At 43.3% G+C, this 21,354-nt stretch carries 20 protein-coding genes; all 20 read right to left on the reverse strand.

Annotated elements, in window-relative coordinates:
- Positions 1-2: 2 nt before the first annotated feature.
- The 20 genes from ACIZ62_RS11600 to ACIZ62_RS11695 all read right to left on the reverse strand — a co-directional run bounded on the left by ACIZ62_RS11600 (position 3) and on the right by ACIZ62_RS11695 (position 21,338).
- A complete protein-coding gene (locus ACIZ62_RS11600; protein ID WP_111886497.1) occupies positions 3-590 on the reverse strand; it encodes a histidine phosphatase family protein in 588 nt (195 codons plus the stop codon).
- A gap of 92 nt (positions 591-682) precedes the next feature.
- Complete coding sequence (locus tag ACIZ62_RS11605; protein WP_111886496.1) at positions 683-1,798, reverse strand: DVU_1551 family NTP transferase; 1,116 nt, start codon at positions 1,796-1,798, stop codon at positions 683-685.
- Positions 1,795-2,841, reverse strand: coding sequence for an XdhC family aldehyde oxidoreductase maturation factor (locus ACIZ62_RS11610; protein WP_414150195.1), 1,047 nt, complete (start codon positions 2,839-2,841; stop codon positions 1,795-1,797). Before ACIZ62_RS11610 ends, ACIZ62_RS11605 begins: the two co-directional genes overlap by 4 nt.
- Positions 2,834-4,156, reverse strand: a complete 1,323-nt coding sequence (locus ACIZ62_RS11615; RefSeq protein WP_414150196.1) for a DVU_1553 family AMP-dependent CoA ligase — start codon at positions 4,154-4,156, stop codon at positions 2,834-2,836. Before ACIZ62_RS11615 ends, ACIZ62_RS11610 begins: the two co-directional genes overlap by 8 nt.
- A 6-nt stretch (positions 4,157-4,162) precedes the next feature.
- Positions 4,163-5,530 carry a radical SAM (seleno)protein TrsS gene (gene trsS, locus ACIZ62_RS11620; protein WP_414150197.1) on the reverse strand — a complete coding sequence of 456 codons (1,368 nt, stop codon included), beginning with the start codon at positions 5,528-5,530 and terminating at the stop codon, positions 4,163-4,165.
- Positions 5,530-5,979, reverse strand: coding sequence for a DVU_1555 family C-GCAxxG-C-C protein (locus ACIZ62_RS11625; RefSeq protein WP_414150198.1), 450 nt, complete (start codon positions 5,977-5,979; stop codon positions 5,530-5,532). Before ACIZ62_RS11625 ends, trsS begins: the two co-directional genes overlap by 1 nt.
- Before the next feature lie 12 nt (positions 5,980-5,991).
- On the reverse strand, positions 5,992-6,708 hold the full coding sequence (trsM, locus tag ACIZ62_RS11630; protein WP_111886492.1) for a DVU_1556 family methyltransferase: 717 nt from the start codon (positions 6,706-6,708) through the stop codon (positions 5,992-5,994).
- Position 6,709: 1 nt separating this feature from the next.
- Positions 6,710-6,916, reverse strand: coding sequence for a DVU_1557 family redox protein (locus ACIZ62_RS11635; RefSeq protein ID WP_111886491.1), 207 nt, complete (start codon positions 6,914-6,916; stop codon positions 6,710-6,712).
- The gene (locus ACIZ62_RS11640) at positions 6,913-9,285 is read right to left on the reverse strand and encodes a pyridine nucleotide-disulfide oxidoreductase/dicluster-binding protein (protein WP_414150199.1); all 2,373 of its coding nucleotides are present in this window, start codon (positions 9,283-9,285) and stop codon (positions 6,913-6,915) included. Before ACIZ62_RS11640 ends, ACIZ62_RS11635 begins: the two co-directional genes overlap by 4 nt.
- Before the next feature lie 267 nt (positions 9,286-9,552).
- Positions 9,553-12,279 carry a molybdopterin-dependent aldehyde oxidoreductase gene (locus ACIZ62_RS11645; protein WP_111886489.1) on the reverse strand — a complete coding sequence of 909 codons (2,727 nt, stop codon included), beginning with the start codon at positions 12,277-12,279 and terminating at the stop codon, positions 9,553-9,555.
- Between the two features lie 47 nt (positions 12,280-12,326).
- Positions 12,327-13,349, reverse strand: a complete 1,023-nt coding sequence (locus tag ACIZ62_RS11650; RefSeq protein WP_111886488.1) for a molybdopterin-binding protein — start codon at positions 13,347-13,349, stop codon at positions 12,327-12,329.
- 287 nt (positions 13,350-13,636) lie between these two features.
- Positions 13,637-15,100, reverse strand: a complete 1,464-nt coding sequence (locus ACIZ62_RS11655) for an alkaline phosphatase family protein (protein WP_414150200.1) — start codon at positions 15,098-15,100, stop codon at positions 13,637-13,639.
- Between the two features lie 8 nt (positions 15,101-15,108).
- Positions 15,109-16,458: an FMN-binding protein gene (locus ACIZ62_RS11660; protein ID WP_414150201.1), complete on the reverse strand. Its 1,350-nt coding sequence runs from the start codon at positions 16,456-16,458 to the stop codon at positions 15,109-15,111.
- 35 nt (positions 16,459-16,493) lie between these two features.
- A complete protein-coding gene (locus ACIZ62_RS11665; RefSeq protein WP_414150202.1) occupies positions 16,494-17,003 on the reverse strand; it encodes a hypothetical protein in 510 nt (169 codons plus the stop codon).
- Between the two features lie 64 nt (positions 17,004-17,067).
- The gene (locus ACIZ62_RS11670) at positions 17,068-17,805 is read right to left on the reverse strand and encodes an energy-coupling factor transporter transmembrane component T family protein (protein ID WP_414150203.1); all 738 of its coding nucleotides are present in this window, start codon (positions 17,803-17,805) and stop codon (positions 17,068-17,070) included.
- A complete protein-coding gene (locus tag ACIZ62_RS11675; protein WP_414150204.1) occupies positions 17,792-18,472 on the reverse strand; it encodes an energy-coupling factor ABC transporter ATP-binding protein in 681 nt (226 codons plus the stop codon). Before ACIZ62_RS11675 ends, ACIZ62_RS11670 begins: the two co-directional genes overlap by 14 nt.
- 45 nt (positions 18,473-18,517) lie before the next feature.
- On the reverse strand, positions 18,518-19,279 hold the full coding sequence (locus ACIZ62_RS11680; RefSeq protein ID WP_242988554.1) for an energy-coupling factor ABC transporter ATP-binding protein: 762 nt from the start codon (positions 19,277-19,279) through the stop codon (positions 18,518-18,520).
- Positions 19,272-19,904: an ECF transporter S component gene (locus tag ACIZ62_RS11685; RefSeq protein WP_242988553.1), complete on the reverse strand. Its 633-nt coding sequence runs from the start codon at positions 19,902-19,904 to the stop codon at positions 19,272-19,274. Before ACIZ62_RS11685 ends, ACIZ62_RS11680 begins: the two co-directional genes overlap by 8 nt.
- Positions 19,897-20,577, reverse strand: coding sequence for a hypothetical protein (locus tag ACIZ62_RS11690; RefSeq protein WP_111886481.1), 681 nt, complete (start codon positions 20,575-20,577; stop codon positions 19,897-19,899). Before ACIZ62_RS11690 ends, ACIZ62_RS11685 begins: the two co-directional genes overlap by 8 nt.
- Positions 20,574-21,338 (reverse strand): molybdopterin-guanine dinucleotide biosynthesis protein MobB, encoded by a 765-nt coding sequence (locus tag ACIZ62_RS11695; protein WP_322519694.1) that lies wholly within the window; start codon positions 21,336-21,338, stop codon positions 20,574-20,576. Before ACIZ62_RS11695 ends, ACIZ62_RS11690 begins: the two co-directional genes overlap by 4 nt.
- Positions 21,339-21,354 lie beyond the last annotated feature (16 nt).

A 21,354-nucleotide genomic window follows, 5' to 3' on the forward strand; every position in this document is an offset into this window, starting at 1 on the left:
TTTCATCGATTAACAACGACCCATTTATCGTTTCTTTCATCATAGTCCAGTTCAAAGACTGTCCCATAGAGAAGCTTCCATTTAAACAGTTCGTTAATGGATAGTCCCATAACCTCACCAAGTATGACCCGTATGACACCAGCATGGGTTGAAATTAGAATAGCACCTTGGTAATTTTCTTTTATCATTTTATTAAACTCGGGCATCACCCGCTTCGTCAATGCTTCAAAACTCTCCCCTCCCGGGGGAACAAAGGTATTAATCAGCCGACCTCTTTTTTGATAGTCTTCAGGGTGATTTATTTTTATCTCATCAATGGTTCTACCATCCCAGTCACCCATATTAATCTCTTTAAGCGCATCCACTAAAACCGTTGGCACATTCCGTTTAGCAAGAAGAATGTCCAGAGTCTGCACACAACGTTTAAGAGGGCTGGTATACACCTTAGTAAGTGAAATTTCTGCAAACGTCTTCCGTAACTCTTGAGACTGGATTATTCCCTCCTGCGATAGCGGGAGATCAATCTGCCCGATATAGGCCTTGCCCTTAAGCCACTTTATTTTACCATGTCTGACCAAAAAAATCTTCATTACCAACCTTGAATCTTTCTAAAACTTTTTTTATTTAATTAAAATGATCTTCTGATTATTAACTGCTGCCATCGTACCTTTTTAAGTTTTTACTAATCTTTATTTTTATCTTTGTTCTCTAAATTCTCTATTTTCTTAATAATTGTTTCGGCGTTTATAAAACGCTGTTCAATTTTTTCCTGAACTTCGGGATTGTCTTTATGCCGCTCCAGCATTTTCTTTTTTCGGTAGCTTAAGTCAATCTGCTGATCATTTTCTACCAGCTTATCGGCCAGATATAGAATTTCATTCTCACGAATGGCCACCTCCGGTTCTACTTCAATATCCATGTGAGTAGCGATCAAACTTCCCACTTGATCATACCCCATTTGTTTTAATAGCGTTCCCGCCGCCTGGGCATGATCTTTTTGCGTTTTCAGAAGATCGTGAAGAAGCGCAGCCGCCCGAAGCACCCCGCTATTAAGCTTTATACCCTTGTCAGCCAATCGGCTTTCTAGGTTCCTAACGACGCGGTAAACCATTTCACAATGCTTTCTGATTTCTAGCGGCAGCTGATAAAGATCCATTAAGGCATAACACTCGCAGAGATTTGGAGCCATTAAGCCATCATAGTCAAGTAATCTCTGATAATCCGCTTGGGTATCCATATCCATAAGGATGGCTTCATCGGCCAATGCAAAACTTGTCGCATCTGTTTCATGACATTCAAGAAAACGTCTTAGTCCCCCATCCTGCTTATTTCTCAAAATGGCCTCGCGATATTTTTCATGAATAAGCGGTGGATGTCCCCGTTCTCCCAAAAAACAAGGATAAAGGATTCCTTGACTAAGTGGCCGAAAAGCCATTATTAATGCTTTAATGGTTGCGACTCCGATCAAGGGAATATCCACTGGATGGACAAAAAAAGCCGCCACGTCGTCATCCAATTGATCAATTCCTTTTTGAATCGATGTGTACATCCCTTCATCATAACGTTCATTGACGACGCCATTAATGGCCTGTTCCTTAAAATAAGGTTTGATTTCAGCAGCCCGATGACCCGCAACCAGAATGATCTGATCCACCCCTGCCTTTTGATGTGTCATCAACACGCGTTCAACCGCCGTTTGGTCGCCAAATTTCAGTAACGGTTTGAACGCCTGCATCCGCGATGAGTACCCCGCTGCAATCACAATGGTTGCGATCTTCATCTTTTTTATCTCATTCATTCTTGACTCCGTCTAATCTCAATCATCTCAGCAACGATACTAACGGCAATTTCTTCTGGGGTATCCGCCGAAATATTAATGCCAATGGGACAATGCACCCGTTCCCAATCATTAATGTTAAACCCCTGATTTAAAAGACTCTGGTAAATATAATTGCATTTATTATGGCTCCCGATCATGCCAATGTATTTTGCATCCGTTTCAAGCATCTGGGCCAACACCTCTTTATCATCCGAATGACCCCTGGTGACAATCACGACAAAGGAGTATTGATTAATAATTACGTTGTTTTCAATGTTTTTTAATCCCGGAACAACCAAAACATCATCTACTTTTTTGAAGCGGCTCCAATTTGCAAACTCCTCCCGATCATCCACCATTGTCACATAAAATCCGACTAGCTTTGATAACTCGGCCAGAACCCCACCAATTTTCCCACATCCGATAATGACGACATTTTCATTACAGAAAAAAGGTTCCACATAGAATCCGGATGGCTCCAGAAACGCGGCACGATACTTATACTGTTCAAAATTAGTACAGACCTCTTCAACCAGGTTTTGACTCGCCTCGCTTTCAGGACCATAAAAGCCCGTTTCCGTACAAACCCATTTCTCCGGCAAGCTTATGTTATTTAAGTGATGATTAATTCTTGTGATTGTAATAAAATCTTGCTTAGCTTCCTGCAGTCGGAAGATTTCCTCATAGAAGCTTTGATTTTGATTTTTCCACCAATCAATATATTCAAAAATAATTTTTAAAGTCCCCCCACATATCAAGCCCTGGGATTTTTTATCCTTACTTTTTAAATCAAATGATTCAATGTGATCAGCGTGGTTTTTATAGACCCTGGCTGCCGTCTGAATGACCATGGCCTCGATAAGTCCTCCGCCAATAGTACCAAAGGTGGTGAGATCTGGTCGAATCAGCATTTTTGTTCCACCACTGCAAGGCGCTGAGCCGGATTTTTCCAGGATGGTTGCCAGAACCAGATTCTCTTTTTGGGCATAGGACTCAGCAATCATTTTAAAAAAATCAACCATTACACTCTTCCTTTCGCAGGTCAATAATTCTACGCTTGACCATGCTATTGACCATCTGGTCTGGTTTACACAAGTTTCCCTGCTCAACTTCAATTCTCACATTATCTTTTTTATTTACCGATAGATGAGCGACCAGTATTTCTTTGACTCGGCTGATTTTTTGATCCAGCCGGTTTTGATTGTAGAAATTCACCATGATACTCAAAACGCTATTATTTTTTATCAAAACCTGATAATCTAAAATATTTTCATCACCCAGCAGGCTTTCTTCAAACGTACTAAGATCAATATAGTTATCATGATCCAGACGAATCCGATTTGCATACCGTCCCGCTACCTTTTTAAGGGTTCTTAAAAAGGTGCCACAGGGGCAGAGATCAGTGGAAAAAGCGCCAATATCGCCGGTTCGATAACGAATCAAGGGCATCGCAATTCGCTTAAGACTAGTAAAGACAATCTCCCCATATTTTCCATCTTCTATGGGCGAGCCGGAATCAGGATCGATGATTTCAAGATAGAGATCCCCTTCCCTTAAGTGATAGCCATTTAAAGCCTCACATTCAACACCGCCACCATAGCCCATTTCAGTCATGCCATAATGATTAAACACCCGACACCTAAATTTATGACTTAGTTCCGCAACCATGGATTTAGGAACATAGTCAGTACTTAAGAGCACTTTCTCAATTTGCTTAAAGCATTCTGCCTTGCTGCGACTTAAGTATAACACCTGAATCGGAATTCCCACAATACAGTTAATCCGATTCCTTAAAATTACTTGCGCCACAGCATCTAAATCTGTCAGCAGACCAAACACGATACAGGTTGTGTTGGACCGGGCCAGGGCTTTCTTTAAAAGATCGCCAATCGTCCCATAAGCCTGCCCCGGTAACAAAACCAAAACCCGGTCGGACGAATCAGTTAGGGATCGCATCCCATAATCGAAAAAATCTACCGTTTTTAGTAAATCCTCCTCGGTAAAAAACAGCCGTTTTTTCTTGCCACTGGTACCCGATGTATTCAGGGTTACAATTCGATCCACCTGCTGTTGAGGAATACATAAAAAGGAAAAGGGATTTTTTTTTATATCGGCGCCAGTCGTAAACGGCAGCAGTTTAAAATCATCCCAGGATTTAATCTCCCGCAAATCCTGATCAACGAATTGTTTTTGATAGAAGGCACCATTGGCTTTAGCGTATTCAAATACTTCCACCAGTTTTTTAAATTGATAGGTGCTAAGCGATTTCTGATTGGCTGATATCAAACCGGTTCTTTTTACTATCCAGTCTTCCATTGGTGTTTTGTTTTTTTTCATTTTCCCTCACTGGTTTCGATAAATGGATTGACCGCTTATACTTGTCAAATTATATAGACAAAAGGGAATCAACTGCCCCTTTTTATTGACAACGTGGATACAGCAATCCTTCACCCGATTGAGATCCACATTCCAGACATCCTGAAAGGCCATCGCCGATAGGCTGAAAGTTTTCGTGTTAATGGCATCAAGTATTTCATCCCAACTGTCTTTAGCCTGATTCGTTTGATCGTCACCAGGCTGTTTATTTAGCAATCGATCCCGATTATTTCCAGACCATTTCCTGGCGACCTGGGCCTTTGTTTTATTTGCTCCCGCCTCTGCCGTTTCAACGACACAGCAAGAGGACGGCTTATTTAATGCCCGAATCAATCCATCCATTTCCACCATAAAATTGCCGTGAAACGAACACTTAGCGTTTTCACATCCTGGTGGACTAAAGCTGCTTGCTAAAATACGCCGGTTCGTCTGAAATTCAATTTTATCCATGAGATCTCCCAGTGTCAATCGTTTTTCTTCCACCGGCAGATTGGGGATCCGCCCAAAATAGCTGGCTGGCTGCAGGTGAATACCCTTGACGGTAGGTAACCATGAAAGGGCAAAGTCGATGATGTTCCCAAGATCATTTTCATTAACCCCATCAACCAGGGTAGGCACCAACACCACCCCAATATGGTATTTCTGACAGTTCTCAAGAGCCTTTGTTTTGATTTCCAACAGTTTTTTGCCCCGCATTTTTTTATAAATATCGTCATTGGTTCCATCAAACTGCAAAAATACAGAGCTTAGTCCAGCGTCTTTTAAGGCTTTTACATAAGCCTCGTCTTCACCCAATCGAATACCGTTGGTATTGATCTGAATAAACGAAAAACCCATTTCATGACCAACCCTGACAATCTCAGGCAGATCATCCCGGAGGGTGGGCTCGCCGCCGGAAAGCTGGATGTTACAATTTCCGGATGCCTCCATAACACATTGGTACATCCATCTGATGGTTTCCATCGACAGGTCTTCCTGGCTTTTATTGGCGTCAGCAAAGCAGAAAGAACAGCTAAGATTGCAGCGGCTTGTTACTTCGATCAAGGCGGTGCAGGTGTGCTGACGATGGTCTGAGCAAAGACCGCAATCAAAGGGGCAACCTTTTTCCACCAGGGTACTCGGATTCTTAATATGAGCTGGTATTTTATTGCGCACCCACTTTTCCATGGGCATACGCCCGCGCCAGATCAGTGACTTGAAACGACCATGTTCCTGGCAGGATTTTTCCAGATAGGTTTTATCTCGCGCTGTCCAGATTATCGCCTTCACTTTTCTCAGACAAACTGGACACAGGCTTTCAGTTGTTGAAATAATTCGTTTACTCCCGCTTCCCATTACTCCCGGTCACCAAAGAGATAACCATTTTCCTGCAAGATCTCGACAACTTTTCCAAAACTCTCTGATAAGGTATCACCGCACTTGACGGGATAAGGTTGATTGTTATCATCTAAAAACTGATAAACCCCGATCAGATCAAGACATTCGGTGCTCTCAAATCGTTCTTCAAACCAGTCCATGTAAGCTCTGACCATGGTACCAAAATTATCTTTTGTCCATTCTTCAGCATTCCCTTTCCCGGCATACAAGCCAATGATCCCGATCCCACCAGTTAACACCCCACACGTTTTTTGATTCCCGCCAATGCCATTACAAAGACCATTCATAACCCGGATCAGATCGGGATTGTTTTTTTCTTCCATATCCAAAGCCAATTTTAGCATAATCTGGCTGCAGCAATATCCTTCCGCTGCCAGCTTAAACAGTTCAAATTTTAATTCTTCCATTTTAAAACTCACCTATTTTACCTTTCTGGCAACCATTAAATAGTAACCCGGTTTACAAGCTCTCAGTTGATCCTGAAATCCTGCCGCACAACGCCCAGCTGCTTTTTTCCAGAAGACATTCATCGAACCGTATTCAAATACCGTCTTGACCAGCAGCGTTTTTAAGAAGTGGCTATGATCTTCCATCCGTTCGATCATAAAACCCGTCTCTAGGATTTGATTCTCAAGCTGATTTAACGCATATAAACCGCGCATACAGCTGTCAAAGTCACCGCTAATGAGTCCTTTTAAAGCATCTGGATTTCTGGCATATACATCTGTGATAAATAAATGACCACCCTTTTTTAGCACCCGGTGTAGTTCTTTTAGTGCCGCTTCCCGGTTTGTCATAAGTGAAAGGGTACATTCTGAAAGGGCTCCTTCAAAACTATCATTTTCAAAAGGAATTTGCTCGCCTCTTCCCTGATAGAATAATCCATTGGGATTATTTTTCTTAGCGATGGCTAACAGCTTTTGAGAGGGGTCCAACCCAACGGCTCTGATATTGTATACCCTTTTTAGATAATCTACGGTAGCACCCCGCCCGCAGCCCAAATCCAACAATCGATCTGTTTCTTTCCACTGACAAAACGCAACACCCTTGTCAGTGAGAAGCGTTCCGCCGGGTCGCAACGTTTCTCCCAAGAGGGCTTTCATCTCCGGCGTTTCATAAGCACATTTAGCCACCATGTTATTTATCCTCCAGACCTTCTTCCACTTCCTTCATCTTTCCCAGGGCCAAAGCTTCATCAATAAATACCTGATTACACGTCGGACATTTCATCAGATCCACTTCAAAATTACCTTCCAGATAGCGTACCTTAACCTTAGACAGCACCAGTTCTCGTTGGCATTTATCACATAACCATTTGACTTTATCATCACTTACATGTTTCATTTTTGCTCTCCACTATTTCCATCCTCCTCCACTATTTCCATACGATGGCTGTAAATACTTTTAATCAGATAGTTTTTTTCATCCTTTTGATATTTCACCCAAAAGGTGACACTATCCCGTCTTAACTTAGCCAAATATTCATGGGTTTCCGGGTTGCAAAAACGTTCATTTTTCGCCTCGGCATTCTTAAGCACTGCCTGGATATCTTCCATCAAGATATACCGATCCTCAATGTTCTTTTTTACCTCTTCGGGGATGATCAGGGTAAGATTATCTTCCATTATGTCTTCTATAGGTTCCTCTCTCCAGATTTCTTTTAAAAGAATTTGTTTGACCCGACTTCTGTTCTGATGACGCTCCGACAAGGTTGGCATTTTGCGGGTAGCAGCGTCGCCATCGTCTTTAGGATAAATCAAATCCAGCAAATGATAAGTTCGTTTGCCACCAGAAACAAAAAGATCCTTGCACATGGCACAATAAACCAGCAGGTCATTCTCGCTTTCGCCGATGCGCTCATGAACAAAAGCGTCGGACTGCTCCCGGTTGGCGTAATAAACTAGTCCGCCATATCCGCAGCATTTTGTTTTTTCTTTGGTGTATTCCAATTCTTTTATCCCGTATCCCAGTTTAGAAACAATCTTTCGGACACTCTCGTGAAGATCACTGTTTTCGCGGGTACCACAGGCATCGTGAACGCTCAAGGTCTGCGGAATTTTAATGTGATCTTTGTTAGGTAAACCCTCGCGGACATAAATATCCCAGAGTGACACAACTTTAATTTCCGGTAAATACTTTTTAAAAATACGCATACAACTGGAACAGGCCAAAATAAAGGTTGGTCGTTCCAGATCTACCCAGACTTTTTTAATCGCTTCAATATTTTCGCTCATCAAACCCTGTTGTCCAGCCCAATCAGCCGGGGCACCGCAACAGCCCAGATAAATACCGACATCGCCGTTGACATGGCCGACCAGGTACTCATAGATACTTTTAATATCATCCGGATAGGATGCCGGCAACTGACAACCGGGATAAAAGAGATACTCCGTATTCCCGGTGCCCTTATATAATCCTTTAACATAATCAGAAAAGGAAATCAGCGGATAATAAAACAGATCTTTGGACTCTTCTTTGCTCGGTTGTTTGCGCACCAGAGAAAAACGAGAGCTATTTGAAAAGGCCATGTCCTTTAAGGCAAAGTCATGGGCCGTGATTGGCATCTTTCCCCGTTCCACCATACTTTCCCGGGTTTCGTGAATCACATCGTTCATACTAATGTCCAGAAAACACGCTTCTTTGCAGAGACCGCATTCGGCGCAGGAATTAATCATTTTATTGGCATAATGAGTTCCTAAAATAATCCGTTCATTGTGATTGATCTGCCGGATATAGGCATCTGGCGAAATGTCAAATTTTCGTAGATGAACACAGCCTTCAATACATTTTCGACACTGACATTTAACACAGCGTTTAGCCTCCTCCATGGCTTCTTCCTGGCTGTAAATTGCAGTAGATTTTGCAATCGGGGAGAGTGGCTCTTTCGAGCTGATATCAAATTGAAGCGGCGTTTCAAAGACGCCTTCCCGGTCTCTGGAATCGGTGAGGGACACCTTTGACAAGTAACGCTCAATGGAAATGGCCGCCCGTCTCCCGGAACTGGCCGAGAAGATCACTGAATCTGTTTGACTCACCAGCTGCCCGCCGACAAAGAGGGAGAAATCGCCGACCTGAAAGGTAATTGGATGATATTTAATTGGTTCTTCCCAGTTAGATGTTCCCAGATAAACTGCGTCATATTCAGTTAGAAGCTGTGTTAGTTTGTTTTGATCGACATTGTTTTCTAAATGGATAGCGATTTTTTTATCAACAACTGCTTTTAATTCTTGGTTTAGTAATGCTTCAGTCAATGAATTGCCCACAAAATCCCACAGCCGTCCACCCAGTCGATTGGTTTTTTCAAAGATTGTAACTATGTAACCTTTTTTGTCCAGATCAACCGCAGCAGTTAAGCCACTTAAACCGCCCCCGACAATGGCAACCTTTCCTTTGTTTTTGGGAAGTGGCCAGACTTTTTTAGGTTTATAGCCACCATATTCCAGCACCGCTTTTTCAAGATCTGATATCCGAATAGAACCGCCAGCCTTGCTTCTTTCACAGGGCGCTTCGCAGGGATGATCGCAGATTCTTCCGATAATTTTGTGAAAAGGCATTTTTTTTTCCATCAACTTATAGGCATTCTGAAAGTTCCCTTTTTCTATTTCCGATAAAAAATCAATAACTTCCAGATGAATCGGACACTGGGCTGTACAGGGTGGGGGTTCTTTATGAATACAACGATCCCCAGTTTCCAATAATTTATCTAAATTCATAGTTGGTCTCCTCTTTTCATTATTCAAGCGATACATTAATAATTAAACATCATCACCATAACGCGTTCTGATGTCTGTTTCTATATACAATTCACAAAACGCCATAATAATGAGCGTTTGACACTTTCGTTAAAGCTAAGCTCGTAATTTAACCCAATTGCATCATAGAAACAAACACCAAAGTTTGGTGTTACTAACCGATTAATTTGAAATAGGAATTGAAAGCTTAGAAGCTTTCAATTCCTTTGGCAATGAGACTTGGACTACTTATTTTAAGGCTTCTAAACCTTCTAGTACTTTTTCTGGATAAGCTGGTAAATGTTTGATGCGAACGCCACAGGCATTAAAAATCGCATTACATATGGATGCATGTGGTGCAGATAATGGCATTTCACCAGCACCAGCAGCTCCGTATGGTCCCAATGGACGATGCGTTTCCTGATGAATCAGAACAATTTCATCTGGAACATCCTTCACTTGAGGAATACCGCAACCGGTCAGGGTAGTATGTTTTTTTAGATCTTCAAAGTCTTCGCTTAAGGCTAAGCCAATCCCCTGAGTTAAACCGCCCCACAACTGACCTTCAAGTACGGTTTTATTGGTAATGGTTCCGCAGTCAGATACAAGGGTCAATTTGTCGACATGCGTTTTTCCGGTTGTGGTATCAACAGAAACTTCTGATAATAATACCCCATACATATAAACTGGGAATGGATTTCCCTGGCTGGTTTCAACCGATGGCGCCGTACAAGGTGCCGTCCAAACGCCTTCATAACGTAATGGCAAACCTTCTGCTACCATTTCATCGTAGGTTCTAAAGCTGCCATCTGCTTTTTTCATGGCTGCCAGTAAGTTTTCACAGCCTACTTTGATAGCATTACCAACCATAACATTTGAACGGCTTCCACCGGCTGGTCCACTGTTTGGTGTCAGTTTCATGTTATTCATGATCAATTTGATTTGTTCTGGTTTGATCCCCAATGGTTTTAACGTTTCGTGAGCAAATGTCAATGTCCCCATGTCAGCACCCTGGCCATGATCTTCCCATGAATCTCCTACTGTTACGCCATTTGGTGTTAACTCTATCCACATTTCAGCAGAGTCAGGACCATCGAGACCACAACCATAGATATTAAGTGAAATTCCCACGCCGTGTTTAGTATCTCCGCCTTTTGCGTTCAGGTCCTCGGCTTTTGCTTTAGCAGCCTGATAAATCGGTCGAATCGTATCAATCGCCTGTGGTAAAGCAATAACGTCTGGTGGACAACCTTGTGGGGTAGTATCACCTTCACGATAAACATTTTTATATCGCAGTTCCAATGGGTCTTCGCCCATTTGATCAGCCAGCATGTCAATTAAGGTTTCAGAAGCGAACAAACTCTGTGGTGAGCCATAGCCTCGGAATGCTGAACCCCATGCATGGTTAGTGGCAACTGTTCGTCCTTCGCCGCGAATATTGGGAATGTTGTAGCCGGCACCGATAAATTGTGAACCACGGGTCGTTACCAGATCTCCAAATTCGCAATATGGACCATGATCACAAGACCAATCGGTTTCCATCGCTTTAAGAATTCCTTTTTCATCAGCCGCCATTTTTACATTCATAAAGAATGGTGAACGTTTTCCGGTATAAGTAATTTGTTGGTACATGTTGAATTCCAGGTAAACCGGTCTTTTAGTAACCAGTGCCGCTACACCCAGCAAGCCTTCAATGGTTGGGCTGAATTTATAACCAAAGGTTCCCCCGGTTGGGTTCTGAACGATGAAATATTTGGTCGGATCAACACCAATCGCTTCGGCAGTCATTAATTGGTGGAAATGAAGGGCAATGCTCTTAGAATGTACCATCAGATTATCTTCTTCATCAAAATAGGCAAACCCAACATCTGGCTCTAATGGTAAATGGGGTTGACGGCCAACATAAAAGTCGTCTTCAATGATATTTGGTAATTTATCCATTAATGGCGCCGTTTCATCACCTTTAACGATATTGGTTTTAAAATAAATGTTTGGTGTGCCCGGATGAATTTCAATGGCATCATCGGCCATCGCTGCCGGCGCACTCATGTATGGTAATAATTCTTCAACTTCAACAACGACTTTTGCTGCTGCTGCTTCTGCCTGTTCCGGGGTATCGGCCAGAACCATCGCGATGGCATCTCCAAACTGGAAGATTTTCTTATCATTTAAAATCGGACGTTCCAGACCATCGCCTAAGTTCGTTGGGAATGCCAGACCGTTAATACGGTTGGTTCCAGGAACATCTTTTGCGGTGATGACTTTAAAGACACCTTCCATTTTTTCAGCTTCTGAGGTATCGACAGAAATCAGATTGGCATGAGAAACCTGAGCTTGAACCAATTTTATATGTAAGGTGTTTTCAGGCATTTTTAATCCTAAATCGGCACCAAAGTCCCAGGTTCCGGTAACTTTTGCCAGAGCAGATGGTCGAACCATATTCGACCCCATAATGGATGCACCTTCTTTTAATTGGAACCACAGGTCTTCTTTATTAATTTCGCCACGCATCAGTTTGGCTGCGTCCATAACCGCATCAATAATGGGGATATAACCGGTACAACGGCAAACATTTCGATGTTTTTGGAACCATGCCCGCACTTCTTCACGGGTAGGACTGGCATTTTCTTCCAGCAATGCTTTTGCCGAAACAATAAATCCAGGTGAACAGAAACCACATTGGGCTGCTCCATTTACCATCCATGATAATTGTAGCGGATGCAGATTATCGTGCGTTCCAACGCCCTCAATGGTGATGATTTTAGACTCATCGTCAACCCGCTTCATCTTTGTTACACAAGACCGTACCACTTTGCCATTTAAAATAACTGAGCAGGCGCCGCATTCAGCTTTTCCGCATCCTACCTTTGTTCCGGTTAACCCCTGCTGTTTTCTGATTAAATTTGCCAATGTTGTTTCCGGATCGACAATTACCGTCCTTTGAATCCCGTTAATAAATAATGTCTTTTTTTCCACGTGAAATCCTCCTTAAAATATTAAAAGTTACTATATGGATGCAAAGATCAACCTTTTCCAAATCCACAATTGGGATAATGACAGTCCGGACAGGTGGAACATAGTCCGCCGTGTCCCAACTTTGAGATGTCTTTGGGAGTTAATCTTTCGCCGACCATCAATTTAGGTACCACCAGATCAAACACCGTCCGGCGGCTGTACATAATACATCCGGGTAATCCCAAAACGGGAATATCCCCCAGATATGAAAGCAAAAACATGGCTCCGGGCAAGGTTGGTGCACCATAGGAGACAAACTTGGCTCCTGTTTTCCTAATCCCCTCTGGTGTTACATCATCCGGATCCACTGACATTCCACCGGTTACGGTAACAATGTCTGCCCCTTCTTCGATTAAATCAAGGATACATTGGGCAATCATATCCGAGTCATCCCGGGAAAACACTTGTTTAAATACGTAGGAATCAAGTTCCGCGAACTTTTCTCTGATTACATCTCCAAACTTGTCTTCAATCCGACCATAAAAAATCTCATTACCGGTGGTCACAACGCCCACTTTAAATCTTTTCAGTGGCAGCACTTCTACAATCGGTTTACTACTTGCACATAACTTTTCCATCGTAATCAGTTTTTCATTTTCAATAGAAAGCGGAATGATCCGGGTCGATCCGACCAGGGTTCCCTTTGCCACCATCGTATCGGTATGGAGCGTGGCCATCATCATTTCACCCAGTTCGTTTATTTCCTGAAGTACCGAAACATTGATCTTAAGCAATCCATTTCGAGTTGCTGTCATCGTCACCTTACCTTCAGAAGCACCTACATATTCCACACCGCTACCCGCTGCTGCCTGTCCCAATCGTAGTGCCGCATCATCTTCATGGATTGTTCCATCACCATACTCAATAATGGCAATATGTTCTTTTCCCATGTTCATTAATCGGGGAATGTCTTCTTCTTTGACAATGTGCCCTTTTTTAAATGCTGCGCCTTTAAACTCCCCGGGGATGATCTGGGTCATATCATGAGCCAAAAACATTCCCACTGATTCCCGAACAGGTACTACCTTCATTGTATTTCCTCCATTTGTTTGATATCTGTCTTCGTTGTCAGTCTGACACCAATTAATAACGCAATAATCGTGCCAAATTAAAAAAAGCCCAATTTATGGGCTTTTTAAAAATCATGGATTTGTATTTGTGCTTATTTTGAGCGTTTACTTTTTAACTAACGTTCGTTATTTGATCATTTGTTCGTTTTTAGAGCGATTAAAAGTTGGCTTGTTTGCTCATTCTAACAACACCGAAATCTCTTTTTTCTTATTGCTCAATTATTGATTAGCCTGCGAACCAATCTCTTTTATGATACCGGTTCGGTTTTAATCACGATATAGGGCACTTGCATATCTTCATAACAGATCCTGCCATGGCTTCCCCCTGAACTGGTAGGATGGAGCCCGTGGTCAGCGGTAATAATAACCGTTCCCTTAAATTCTCGGGTCAGTTCCAAAACCATCCTATCCACCTGGAAAATCTGCTCGATTGCCTCCTGAGAATATGGGCCATAGGTGGTCGCATCATCATCAATGCTGTGGAAATGCGTGAAGATCAGTTGGTTTTTCTCTGTAATCGCCTTTTGAGAATTTTTAAAAACCTGGCTATCCTGATCGCCCTCGTTAACCGAAAGGACCGGCTCGATGGAAGTATTGAGCATTTTGATGTCGCCTTCAATGTAGGCCACCGTTTTACCCAGAGTCAGGGCTCTCTCAAAAATATCCATTCCGTTAAAATCCATGACTTCCCGGTCTTTAATCCCATTGCTGCTTGGAAGCGTTCCGGTAATCATCGCCGCCAGTCCGACCGGAGAAATCGGCGGATAGACAGATAAGGCCTGCTGGGCGGTCAAACTGGACAAGTAGGGTGCTTTTCCCTGCTCACCTGCTGTTTTTAGCATCGTCCAGCTCAGACCGTCGAGTTCAATAACCATCACATTATTTCCTTTGTCAAGCTGATGGATGGTATCCGAAGCCACATCTGTAATTGAAACCCGAGGCGGATCAGCTAAAACACCAGCAACATCATCGATGGTTGTAAGATCCGAAGCGGTAAAGCTGATCGTGGTTTCGCTGATTTCAAAATAGTTCTTATCGCTTTTTTTATCAAATTTGATGCTACCATCCCGTCCAAACACTGCAAATTCGGTCTGGTAATTAAGAAGTTGCTCGGGTAAAATCTGCTTGTGGGTCGTATACACGGTAACGGTTCTGCCCTTTAATTCAGACTGACCTTCAAAAATTCGTTTTTCGGTAAAGCCCTCAAGAAAAAGATTCCCGGCACTTGTTTGTCGATATCCCTGCTGGTCATCAATTCCGATCGCCTGTTTATCATCTGCTAAATCAGTGGAAATAACAATAATGGTGCTCAGATTTTTAATCTGACTGGAAATGGGATGGAGGGTATTGATCAGTTCCCAGTCATAACGACTTGAATAACTCAAATGACAACCACTAAGATCAGCGCCACTTATTTTGGAGGACAAACCATCTTCGCCAATTAACAGCAGATCATAGCTCTTTGACCTGGGGACTGCTTCGTCAATCACCTGTTTTAAGGCAATGGCAGTATAATTATTTTCATCTCGGGTAACTCGCATGATGGGATATCCCATCATCGTATTGACAGTCAGCGGGGTCTCGACATCCCCGCTGATTTTAAAGCTTTCAGGGTACTCACCGCCCAATCCCTGATAATCACATCCCGAAAGAATAACCATGAGCAGAATCAAAAAAACGATGATCTGAATTTTTCTTACGTGGGTTTTCATCCCGTCACCTACTGAAGTGCTTTAATAAACAGCAGACCTTTTACCGATGCCGCTTCCGGTGTTTCAAAAACGGTGTCAACACCACTCTCAGAAAGGGTGAGAATTCCTGTTTTTAATTTTTCCAGAGAAATCTCTGCTTCATAGCCATCCGAACCGATCAGCTTGTACCTGGCTGTTTCTGCTATTTTTAGCTCCTGAAATATTTTCTCAATGGCGACTCCGGTGCGACCATTGATGGTGGTGGTCCCATATTTTTGCTCGGCGTTGGTAACACTTAAAATCAAATCTTCACCCAGTTTATTATAGAGCACGTCCTTCATCCGCATCCCTTCGGGAAGATCCGGGCCGATAAACATCGGTGCATCCTCTCCGGTCGTTTTAAGATACTGATTATTATAGAGATCATAGGTCTCCGTTCTGGCCCACCCATCTATTCCAGCCACTTCGACTGTATCGGTCTTGAGACCGCCAGTTTTTTCAAGCAGTTGACTCGTGGGAACAGCCTGATCGATGGCATCATAATACTTATATTCTTCTGGTGTGCACAGTAGCAGAGCCGTTTCCATCATCGCCAGGTTTTTAGTTTCTATTTGGGTTACCAAACCTTTAAGCTCAATTTTATTGAGGAATTTCACCCAATACATGGCCCGTTCATCTGGCACCACGGTTCGTAGATCAGTGGCGGCACCATTTATTTCGTAAGCAATAATCACATCCCGAATGGCCAAGACATCGCGGGGGATTTCAATAGCGTAACCATCCGTGGCATTTAATACAATGGCATCAAAGTTCTTTTGCGATGCCCCATATTGGGCCAGAATGTCCTCTAATCTGACGCCGATGCCGGTGGTGGGGGTTTCGGTCCCGCTGGCATCCACAGCCACAGCATCAAAGGACACGGGGGTCATAGCCTTAATCTCATCGCCAGTAATAATCTGTTCTTCCGCCAGACCGGTAATCTCTACTACTTGACTATCGGTTTTCTTATCCACGGATGCGTAGCCCAGCTTTTGGGGGTCAACTCCGGCGTCGGTCACACATTGAGCCACTGCACCAATAATGCCCCGGCTGGTCAGCGTCGCTCCTGAAACAGCATCGACATCCAGACGTTGTTTATTTATAATGATTTCCGGCATCCCATCGACCGCTTTGGTTGCATAGTCAAGATCATCCTTGTGAGAAACTACTTGTACCGATTCAATTTTATTTTCAGAAAAGGTCACCTCCACCTTGATGGGACCATTTTTCCCTTGCGCCGACCCCACATAACTACCTGCTTCATAATGAACACCACTGGTACAGCCCGCTAACATAACCACAATCAGACAAGCAAGCAGCCCTATATAACCCTTTTTCATTTTTCCCTCTCTTTCTCTTATCAAGCACTCTTCTATTAGTTAATTTTTATTTCTTTTAAGAACTTTGTCCAGTTTTGTTTAAAACTTTCATTCTTGGCAACGATAAAAAAACACTCCTGATTTTCATAGGTCAAATTTTCACCATCCATTGCAAAGGTCAGAAAAAGTTTTTCCGGATCTTCCAAATCGGTTTTGCTGTAGGCCTTTGAAAAACCATCCTGAGAAGTACAGGTGATCTGATTAACCGTGCTTATGTCCACACCGGCTTCGGTTAGAATATCCTTTAAGAGAATTCCCACATGGTCATTGGTGGTTGGCTCTTCACCATTTTTCCCCTGGGTCGTTTCAAATGCCACTAGTGGCACACTCGACATCAATTGGTCATCGATCATCCACTGCTCACCTGCAGTGGTAAAAACCCGCACCTGGGCAGTTCCCGAAAATGTCGTCTCATCCTGGGATGATTTCTCTCCCGTTCCACTGCATCCCACTGCCAGAAATAGTACCATCATCATGGCGAAAAGCAGACTTATACTCTTTTTCATTGCTTTCTCCTTTATTCTTTTTTTTATTATTTTGTTTATTCATCAATTTCCTTCATCGCTTTATTCAAATAATTAAAGCTGCCCATACATAAATGATACTTAACAGAACAGCAGCAATCATCACCCCATAATCATTGGCTTTTAGTTTAAGAACCAGATATTCGACCCGATTGGGATAGGCTCCAAAGGCCCTGCTTTCCATGGCAATGGCAATCTCTTCGGCATGTTTTAAGGACGAAAGAATGATGGGAGTAATCAGATAGACATAGATCTGAGTTTTTTTACCAAAGGGAACCTTTGTAAAATCAATGCCCTTTAACTGAAGTGCGACCATCGAATCCTGAAATTCTTCTGTAAAAATGGGGATAAACCGCAAAGACAAAGCCGTCATAAAAGCAATCTTATAGGGCACCTTCCACTGAATCAGACCCTGAATGGTCTCCCGGTAGTTTGATGTCGACATAATAATCCCTGAAGTCAGAATCACCAGCATCCGGACAAATGTCTTAACCCCCATGGCAATTCCTTTTGCGGTGAGCAGCGGGATTCCAAATACCTCAAGTAATACCTCCGTGTCCGGTGTAAATACACTCTGAACAATGGAGAGCGTCAAAATCAGTATCAGAATCCGCCGATACCGTTTGATCAGCATCAATACCTCCACTCCCATAAGCAGGGCACAGACAATTGAAATGATACCAATTCCCACAACAAAGGCCAGATTCTCGACAACCAGCACCATCGAGGTCAGACAGAGGACCAGAACTATTTTTGTCCGGGGATCGATTCTAGCAGCCATCATTGACAACCTCTCCATTTTCCAGCTTGATAATGCGATTGGCATGATCTTTGATAAATTGAAGATCATGGGAAATCACAGCCAGACCAATGCCTTCTCCGGCGAGCTCTTCCATCAATTGATACAATGCTTTTTTGCGGTCCCGATCCAGCCCCGTTGCGGGTTCATCTAAAATCAGAAACCCGGGTTCCTGGGCCATGGTTGCCGCCAACACCAGACGCTGTTTTTCGCCGCGACTCAATCGCATCGGCACCCGATCTTTGAGCTGATTAAGCTCAAACCGTTTTAGCAGCACGGCGGCCTTTTCATGGGCGACCTTTTTATCGAGTCCCTTGATTTCAAGGGGAAACGTGATTTCGTCCTGGACACTGGCAGCAAAAAGCTGACGATCCGGATTTTGAAAGGCATAGCCAATCTTTCCGCCTCGTTCACATAACTTTAACGCCTTACCGTCCACGCCATCAATCTCAATACTTCCTGAATCAGGTTTTAGAATGCCCATGATAATTTTCCCCAGAGTCGTTTTACCTGATCCATTTTCGCCGATAATCCCCGTAATTTCACCCCGATTCAGGGATAAATCGATATTTTTTAATGCGAACCGACTGCGGGGATAAGCATAGGTTATTCCCGCAAGTTTAATGTAACTCTCCATACTGGCTCCGTTCATTGTTTATGCTTTACTTATATGTTTTACTTTTACCGATCGATCGATTTACAAGCTGCCCTCGTAAGGAATCAACCGACCATGCTTCAGCACCAGGATGCGATCGGCAATGTCCATATTGTCAAAGTCATGCTCGACCATGATAATCGATTTCCCCGCTTCTCGTAAGCGTAACATCACCGCTTTGATCATCTCCCGGCCGCGGGTATCGATCTGCGACAAGGCCTCATCAAAAAGCAGTACCGACGGCTCCATACTAAGAACTGAAGCCAGAGCGATCAGTTGTTTTTGCCCGCCGGAAAGATTGTTGGGCGTTTCAAACCGGAACTCTTCCATACCGACCAACTGAAGCATCGCCGCGATCCGTTCTCCAATAATCTCCCGTTTGACACAGAGATTTTCGGGTCCAAAGGCAACCTCCGCCTCAATGGTGGGAGAAAATAATTGATTATCCGGTTCCTGAAACACAATTCCCACCTTTTCGGCTAGTCGGGGTGTTTGCATATCAAAAATCGATTCGCCAAACAAGGTCACCTCACCCTGAATTCTTCCCCGGATGGTTTTGGGGATGATCCCAGCTAAGATATGACACAGGGTGCTTTTACCACAGCCGGAATAACCAGCGACTGCTAAAATTTCATTTGTTTTCAGACTCAAATCCAGTCCATGGAGAATATTGGTATCACAGCCAGGATAACGAAAATAAAGATCGTGGACCTCAATCGGATTCATCGCTGCCTCCCATTTTCTTTCTATCTCGTCTCCAACTTTGATCGATTTGATCTTTTTTTGTACCTTCCCCTTATTCACAGTTGGTCTTCTCCTCTTTATCGATTCGTCCCGGATCACCGCTAAGACGAATATCAAGCGATTCCTCCGCCTCGTGCGCCTTGAACGAACCGAGACGATTGACTTGATTCGCAATAGCGTAGGCCAGCAGTCCGCCCAGTCCCCCGGACAAGGCTGATAAACTCAGGGTCAAAAGTAACGGAATCAACGGCAGTCGGAAGAAGACAAAATTAACCCCAAAGCTACCGAGCACATTGGCAACCACCCCGGCACTAAAACAGCCACCTTTGGTATATTTATATTTTCCGATAACGAAGTAAAGAATTTCCACCCCCATCCCCGGCATTAAATAGGTCATCATACTCATGATGCCATGAGAACCCATCGTGCCAGTAACGGTTACCAAAATGGCCTGTACCAGACAAACCAAAAAGGCCGCTCCGGTTTTTTTTACCAGCATGGCACCTAAAACAATAAAAAGCATATAGATTCCCCCGGAAATTGAACCCCCCGGGATAAAAAAAGGACCGGTAATAATGTGTACCAGGGGTACCAGAACAACCTTAACCGCGATACCCAGAGCTGACATCATGGCAATGGTGACCAGATCAAAAAGGGTCATCTTTTCAAATTTTTTCTCAAACAAGTTTAGCCCTCCTTTTCTTGATACGCACAAGTTCTTTCTCTTTTTCCAGCCGAATTTCATCTAGATCCGCTTTGATCTGATTCTTTAGATAGTCTTCCAGTTCACTGATTAGCGCTTTTTTCCACTGGGTAAAGCTGGGCCTGTAGGTTAGGGTAAAGGCCAGCAGTCTTCCATAATCAACTGCCGCTGTTAATGCCTGGAAATCTTCATAATCAATGGCATAAACTGTGCCATCACGGATAATGAAATTTCTGAGATTAATGTCGTAAAAAGCCAGGCCAGTTTTTTGATGCAGTCGATTAAGCCAATCAATGGTCTTTTTAAAAAGATCAATTATTTCCTTGCCAGGCATAACTGTATCACCACTACGACTTGTTTCTTGCGCTTCTGCAACTTCTAGTTTTTCACAAAGGGTGACACCTTCAAGATATTCATAAAGAAGCACCCGATCAAACCGGCCCCGACACGGCGCTACGCTAAAATCCATATCACTCAGCCGTTTTAGCATCGCCAACTCATTTTCAAGGGATTCTGTTTTTGCAAATTTCTTTTCGATCAGTTCGAGTACCTGTTCACCATCTGAAATCTTAATCAGTCGAACCCGGTTTTTCTTACTTTTAAATTGCCTGATCACCTCATAGGTGCCGGCTTCATAGTTTTTTATTAGTCTCATTCATCCACTTGCGGCCTGCCGATATGTATTTTTATATCGGCTCCTTTTTCATAACCTTCCAATTCTGAAACCACACTGAGCACGACGTTTTGAATGAGTTTTTGAACAAAGGGCACCATTACAATCGCTTGTCCATTAATTTTTAGAGTTACCCCATCATCTTTAAGGGGACAATCCGATCTTTTTACCTCACCTGTAATAATCTGGCGACAAAAACCGGCACAATCTGTGCCACATAAACCACAGCACTTTTCTGTAAAGCCAGGTAACAACTCAAACGCATAGTGCTGAACCAGATCAACCAGACGGTCCGGTTCCTTCAGGCAGTGAACCACTTCTTTTCCCCGATATTCTTTACGTTTGTCGGCAATAACTCCCGAAAATGCAAAAACCGTGTCATCTAAGCGCTCCTCAAGACCTTCGCAATCATGTCCGGTGATAATTTTAGGGATTGTTGGATCGTCAACACCCTCTAATATCACATAATCATAGTCGTAGTGAGCCAGCAGCTTTCGGATCGGCAATTTTTCCTGATAGAGAATATCCGTTTCATACATCCCCAGAGCCGTCACCAGTTGTGCACCGGCTTCTTTATGACGATCGGTGTTGGTGCCCGGTTGATCCATCATAAAGGCTTCGTAGTGGATTTCCTTAACCGATCCCACCGAATAGCCTCTTCTTCTCAGGCCTCTGATAATGGTTTCGATCACTGTTGTTTTTCCCGAATGGGTCAATCCCCTTACCGACATTACTTTCATCATGCACCTCATTTATGGT

Origin of the sequence: Acetobacterium carbinolicum (genome assembly GCF_047456275.1) — a bacterium.
GTDB lineage: Bacteria > Bacillota > Clostridia > Eubacteriales > Eubacteriaceae > Acetobacterium > Acetobacterium carbinolicum.

Excerpts from the sequence above, each read along its gene's own strand:
- ACIZ62_RS11600 (WP_111886497.1), bottom strand. The coding sequence starts at position 590 with ATGAAGATTTTTTTGGTCAGACATGGTAAAATAAAGTGGCTTAAGGGC.
- ACIZ62_RS11605 (WP_111886496.1), bottom strand. The coding sequence starts at position 1,798 with ATGAATGAGATAAAAAAGATGAAGATCGCAACCATTGTGATTGCAGCG.
- ACIZ62_RS11610 (WP_414150195.1), bottom strand. The coding sequence starts at position 2,841 with ATGGTTGATTTTTTTAAAATGATTGCTGAGTCCTATGCCCAAAAAGAG.
- ACIZ62_RS11615 (WP_414150196.1), bottom strand. The coding sequence starts at position 4,156 with ATGAAAAAAAACAAAACACCAATGGAAGACTGGATAGTAAAAAGAACC.
- trsS (WP_414150197.1), bottom strand. The coding sequence starts at position 5,530 with ATGGGAAGCGGGAGTAAACGAATTATTTCAACAACTGAAAGCCTGTGT.
- ACIZ62_RS11625 (WP_414150198.1), bottom strand. The coding sequence starts at position 5,979 with ATGGAAGAATTAAAATTTGAACTGTTTAAGCTGGCAGCGGAAGGATAT.
- trsM (WP_111886492.1), bottom strand. The coding sequence starts at position 6,708 with ATGGTGGCTAAATGTGCTTATGAAACGCCGGAGATGAAAGCCCTCTTG.
- ACIZ62_RS11635 (WP_111886491.1), bottom strand. The coding sequence starts at position 6,916 with ATGAAACATGTAAGTGATGATAAAGTCAAATGGTTATGTGATAAATGC.
- ACIZ62_RS11640 (WP_414150199.1), bottom strand. The coding sequence starts at position 9,285 with ATGAATTTAGATAAATTATTGGAAACTGGGGATCGTTGTATTCATAAA.
- ACIZ62_RS11650 (WP_111886488.1), bottom strand. The coding sequence starts at position 13,349 with ATGAAGGTAGTACCTGTTCGGGAATCAGTGGGAATGTTTTTGGCTCAT.
- ACIZ62_RS11655 (WP_414150200.1), bottom strand. The coding sequence starts at position 15,100 with ATGAAAACCCACGTAAGAAAAATTCAGATCATCGTTTTTTTGATTCTG.
- ACIZ62_RS11660 (WP_414150201.1), bottom strand. The coding sequence starts at position 16,458 with ATGAAAAAGGGTTATATAGGGCTGCTTGCTTGTCTGATTGTGGTTATG.
- ACIZ62_RS11665 (WP_414150202.1), bottom strand. The coding sequence starts at position 17,003 with ATGAAAAAGAGTATAAGTCTGCTTTTCGCCATGATGATGGTACTATTT.
- ACIZ62_RS11670 (WP_414150203.1), bottom strand. The coding sequence starts at position 17,805 with ATGATGGCTGCTAGAATCGATCCCCGGACAAAAATAGTTCTGGTCCTC.
- ACIZ62_RS11675 (WP_414150204.1), bottom strand. The coding sequence starts at position 18,472 with ATGAACGGAGCCAGTATGGAGAGTTACATTAAACTTGCGGGAATAACC.
- ACIZ62_RS11690 (WP_111886481.1), bottom strand. The coding sequence starts at position 20,577 with ATGAGACTAATAAAAAACTATGAAGCCGGCACCTATGAGGTGATCAGG.
- ACIZ62_RS11695 (WP_322519694.1), bottom strand. The coding sequence starts at position 21,338 with ATGATGAAAGTAATGTCGGTAAGGGGATTGACCCATTCGGGAAAAACA.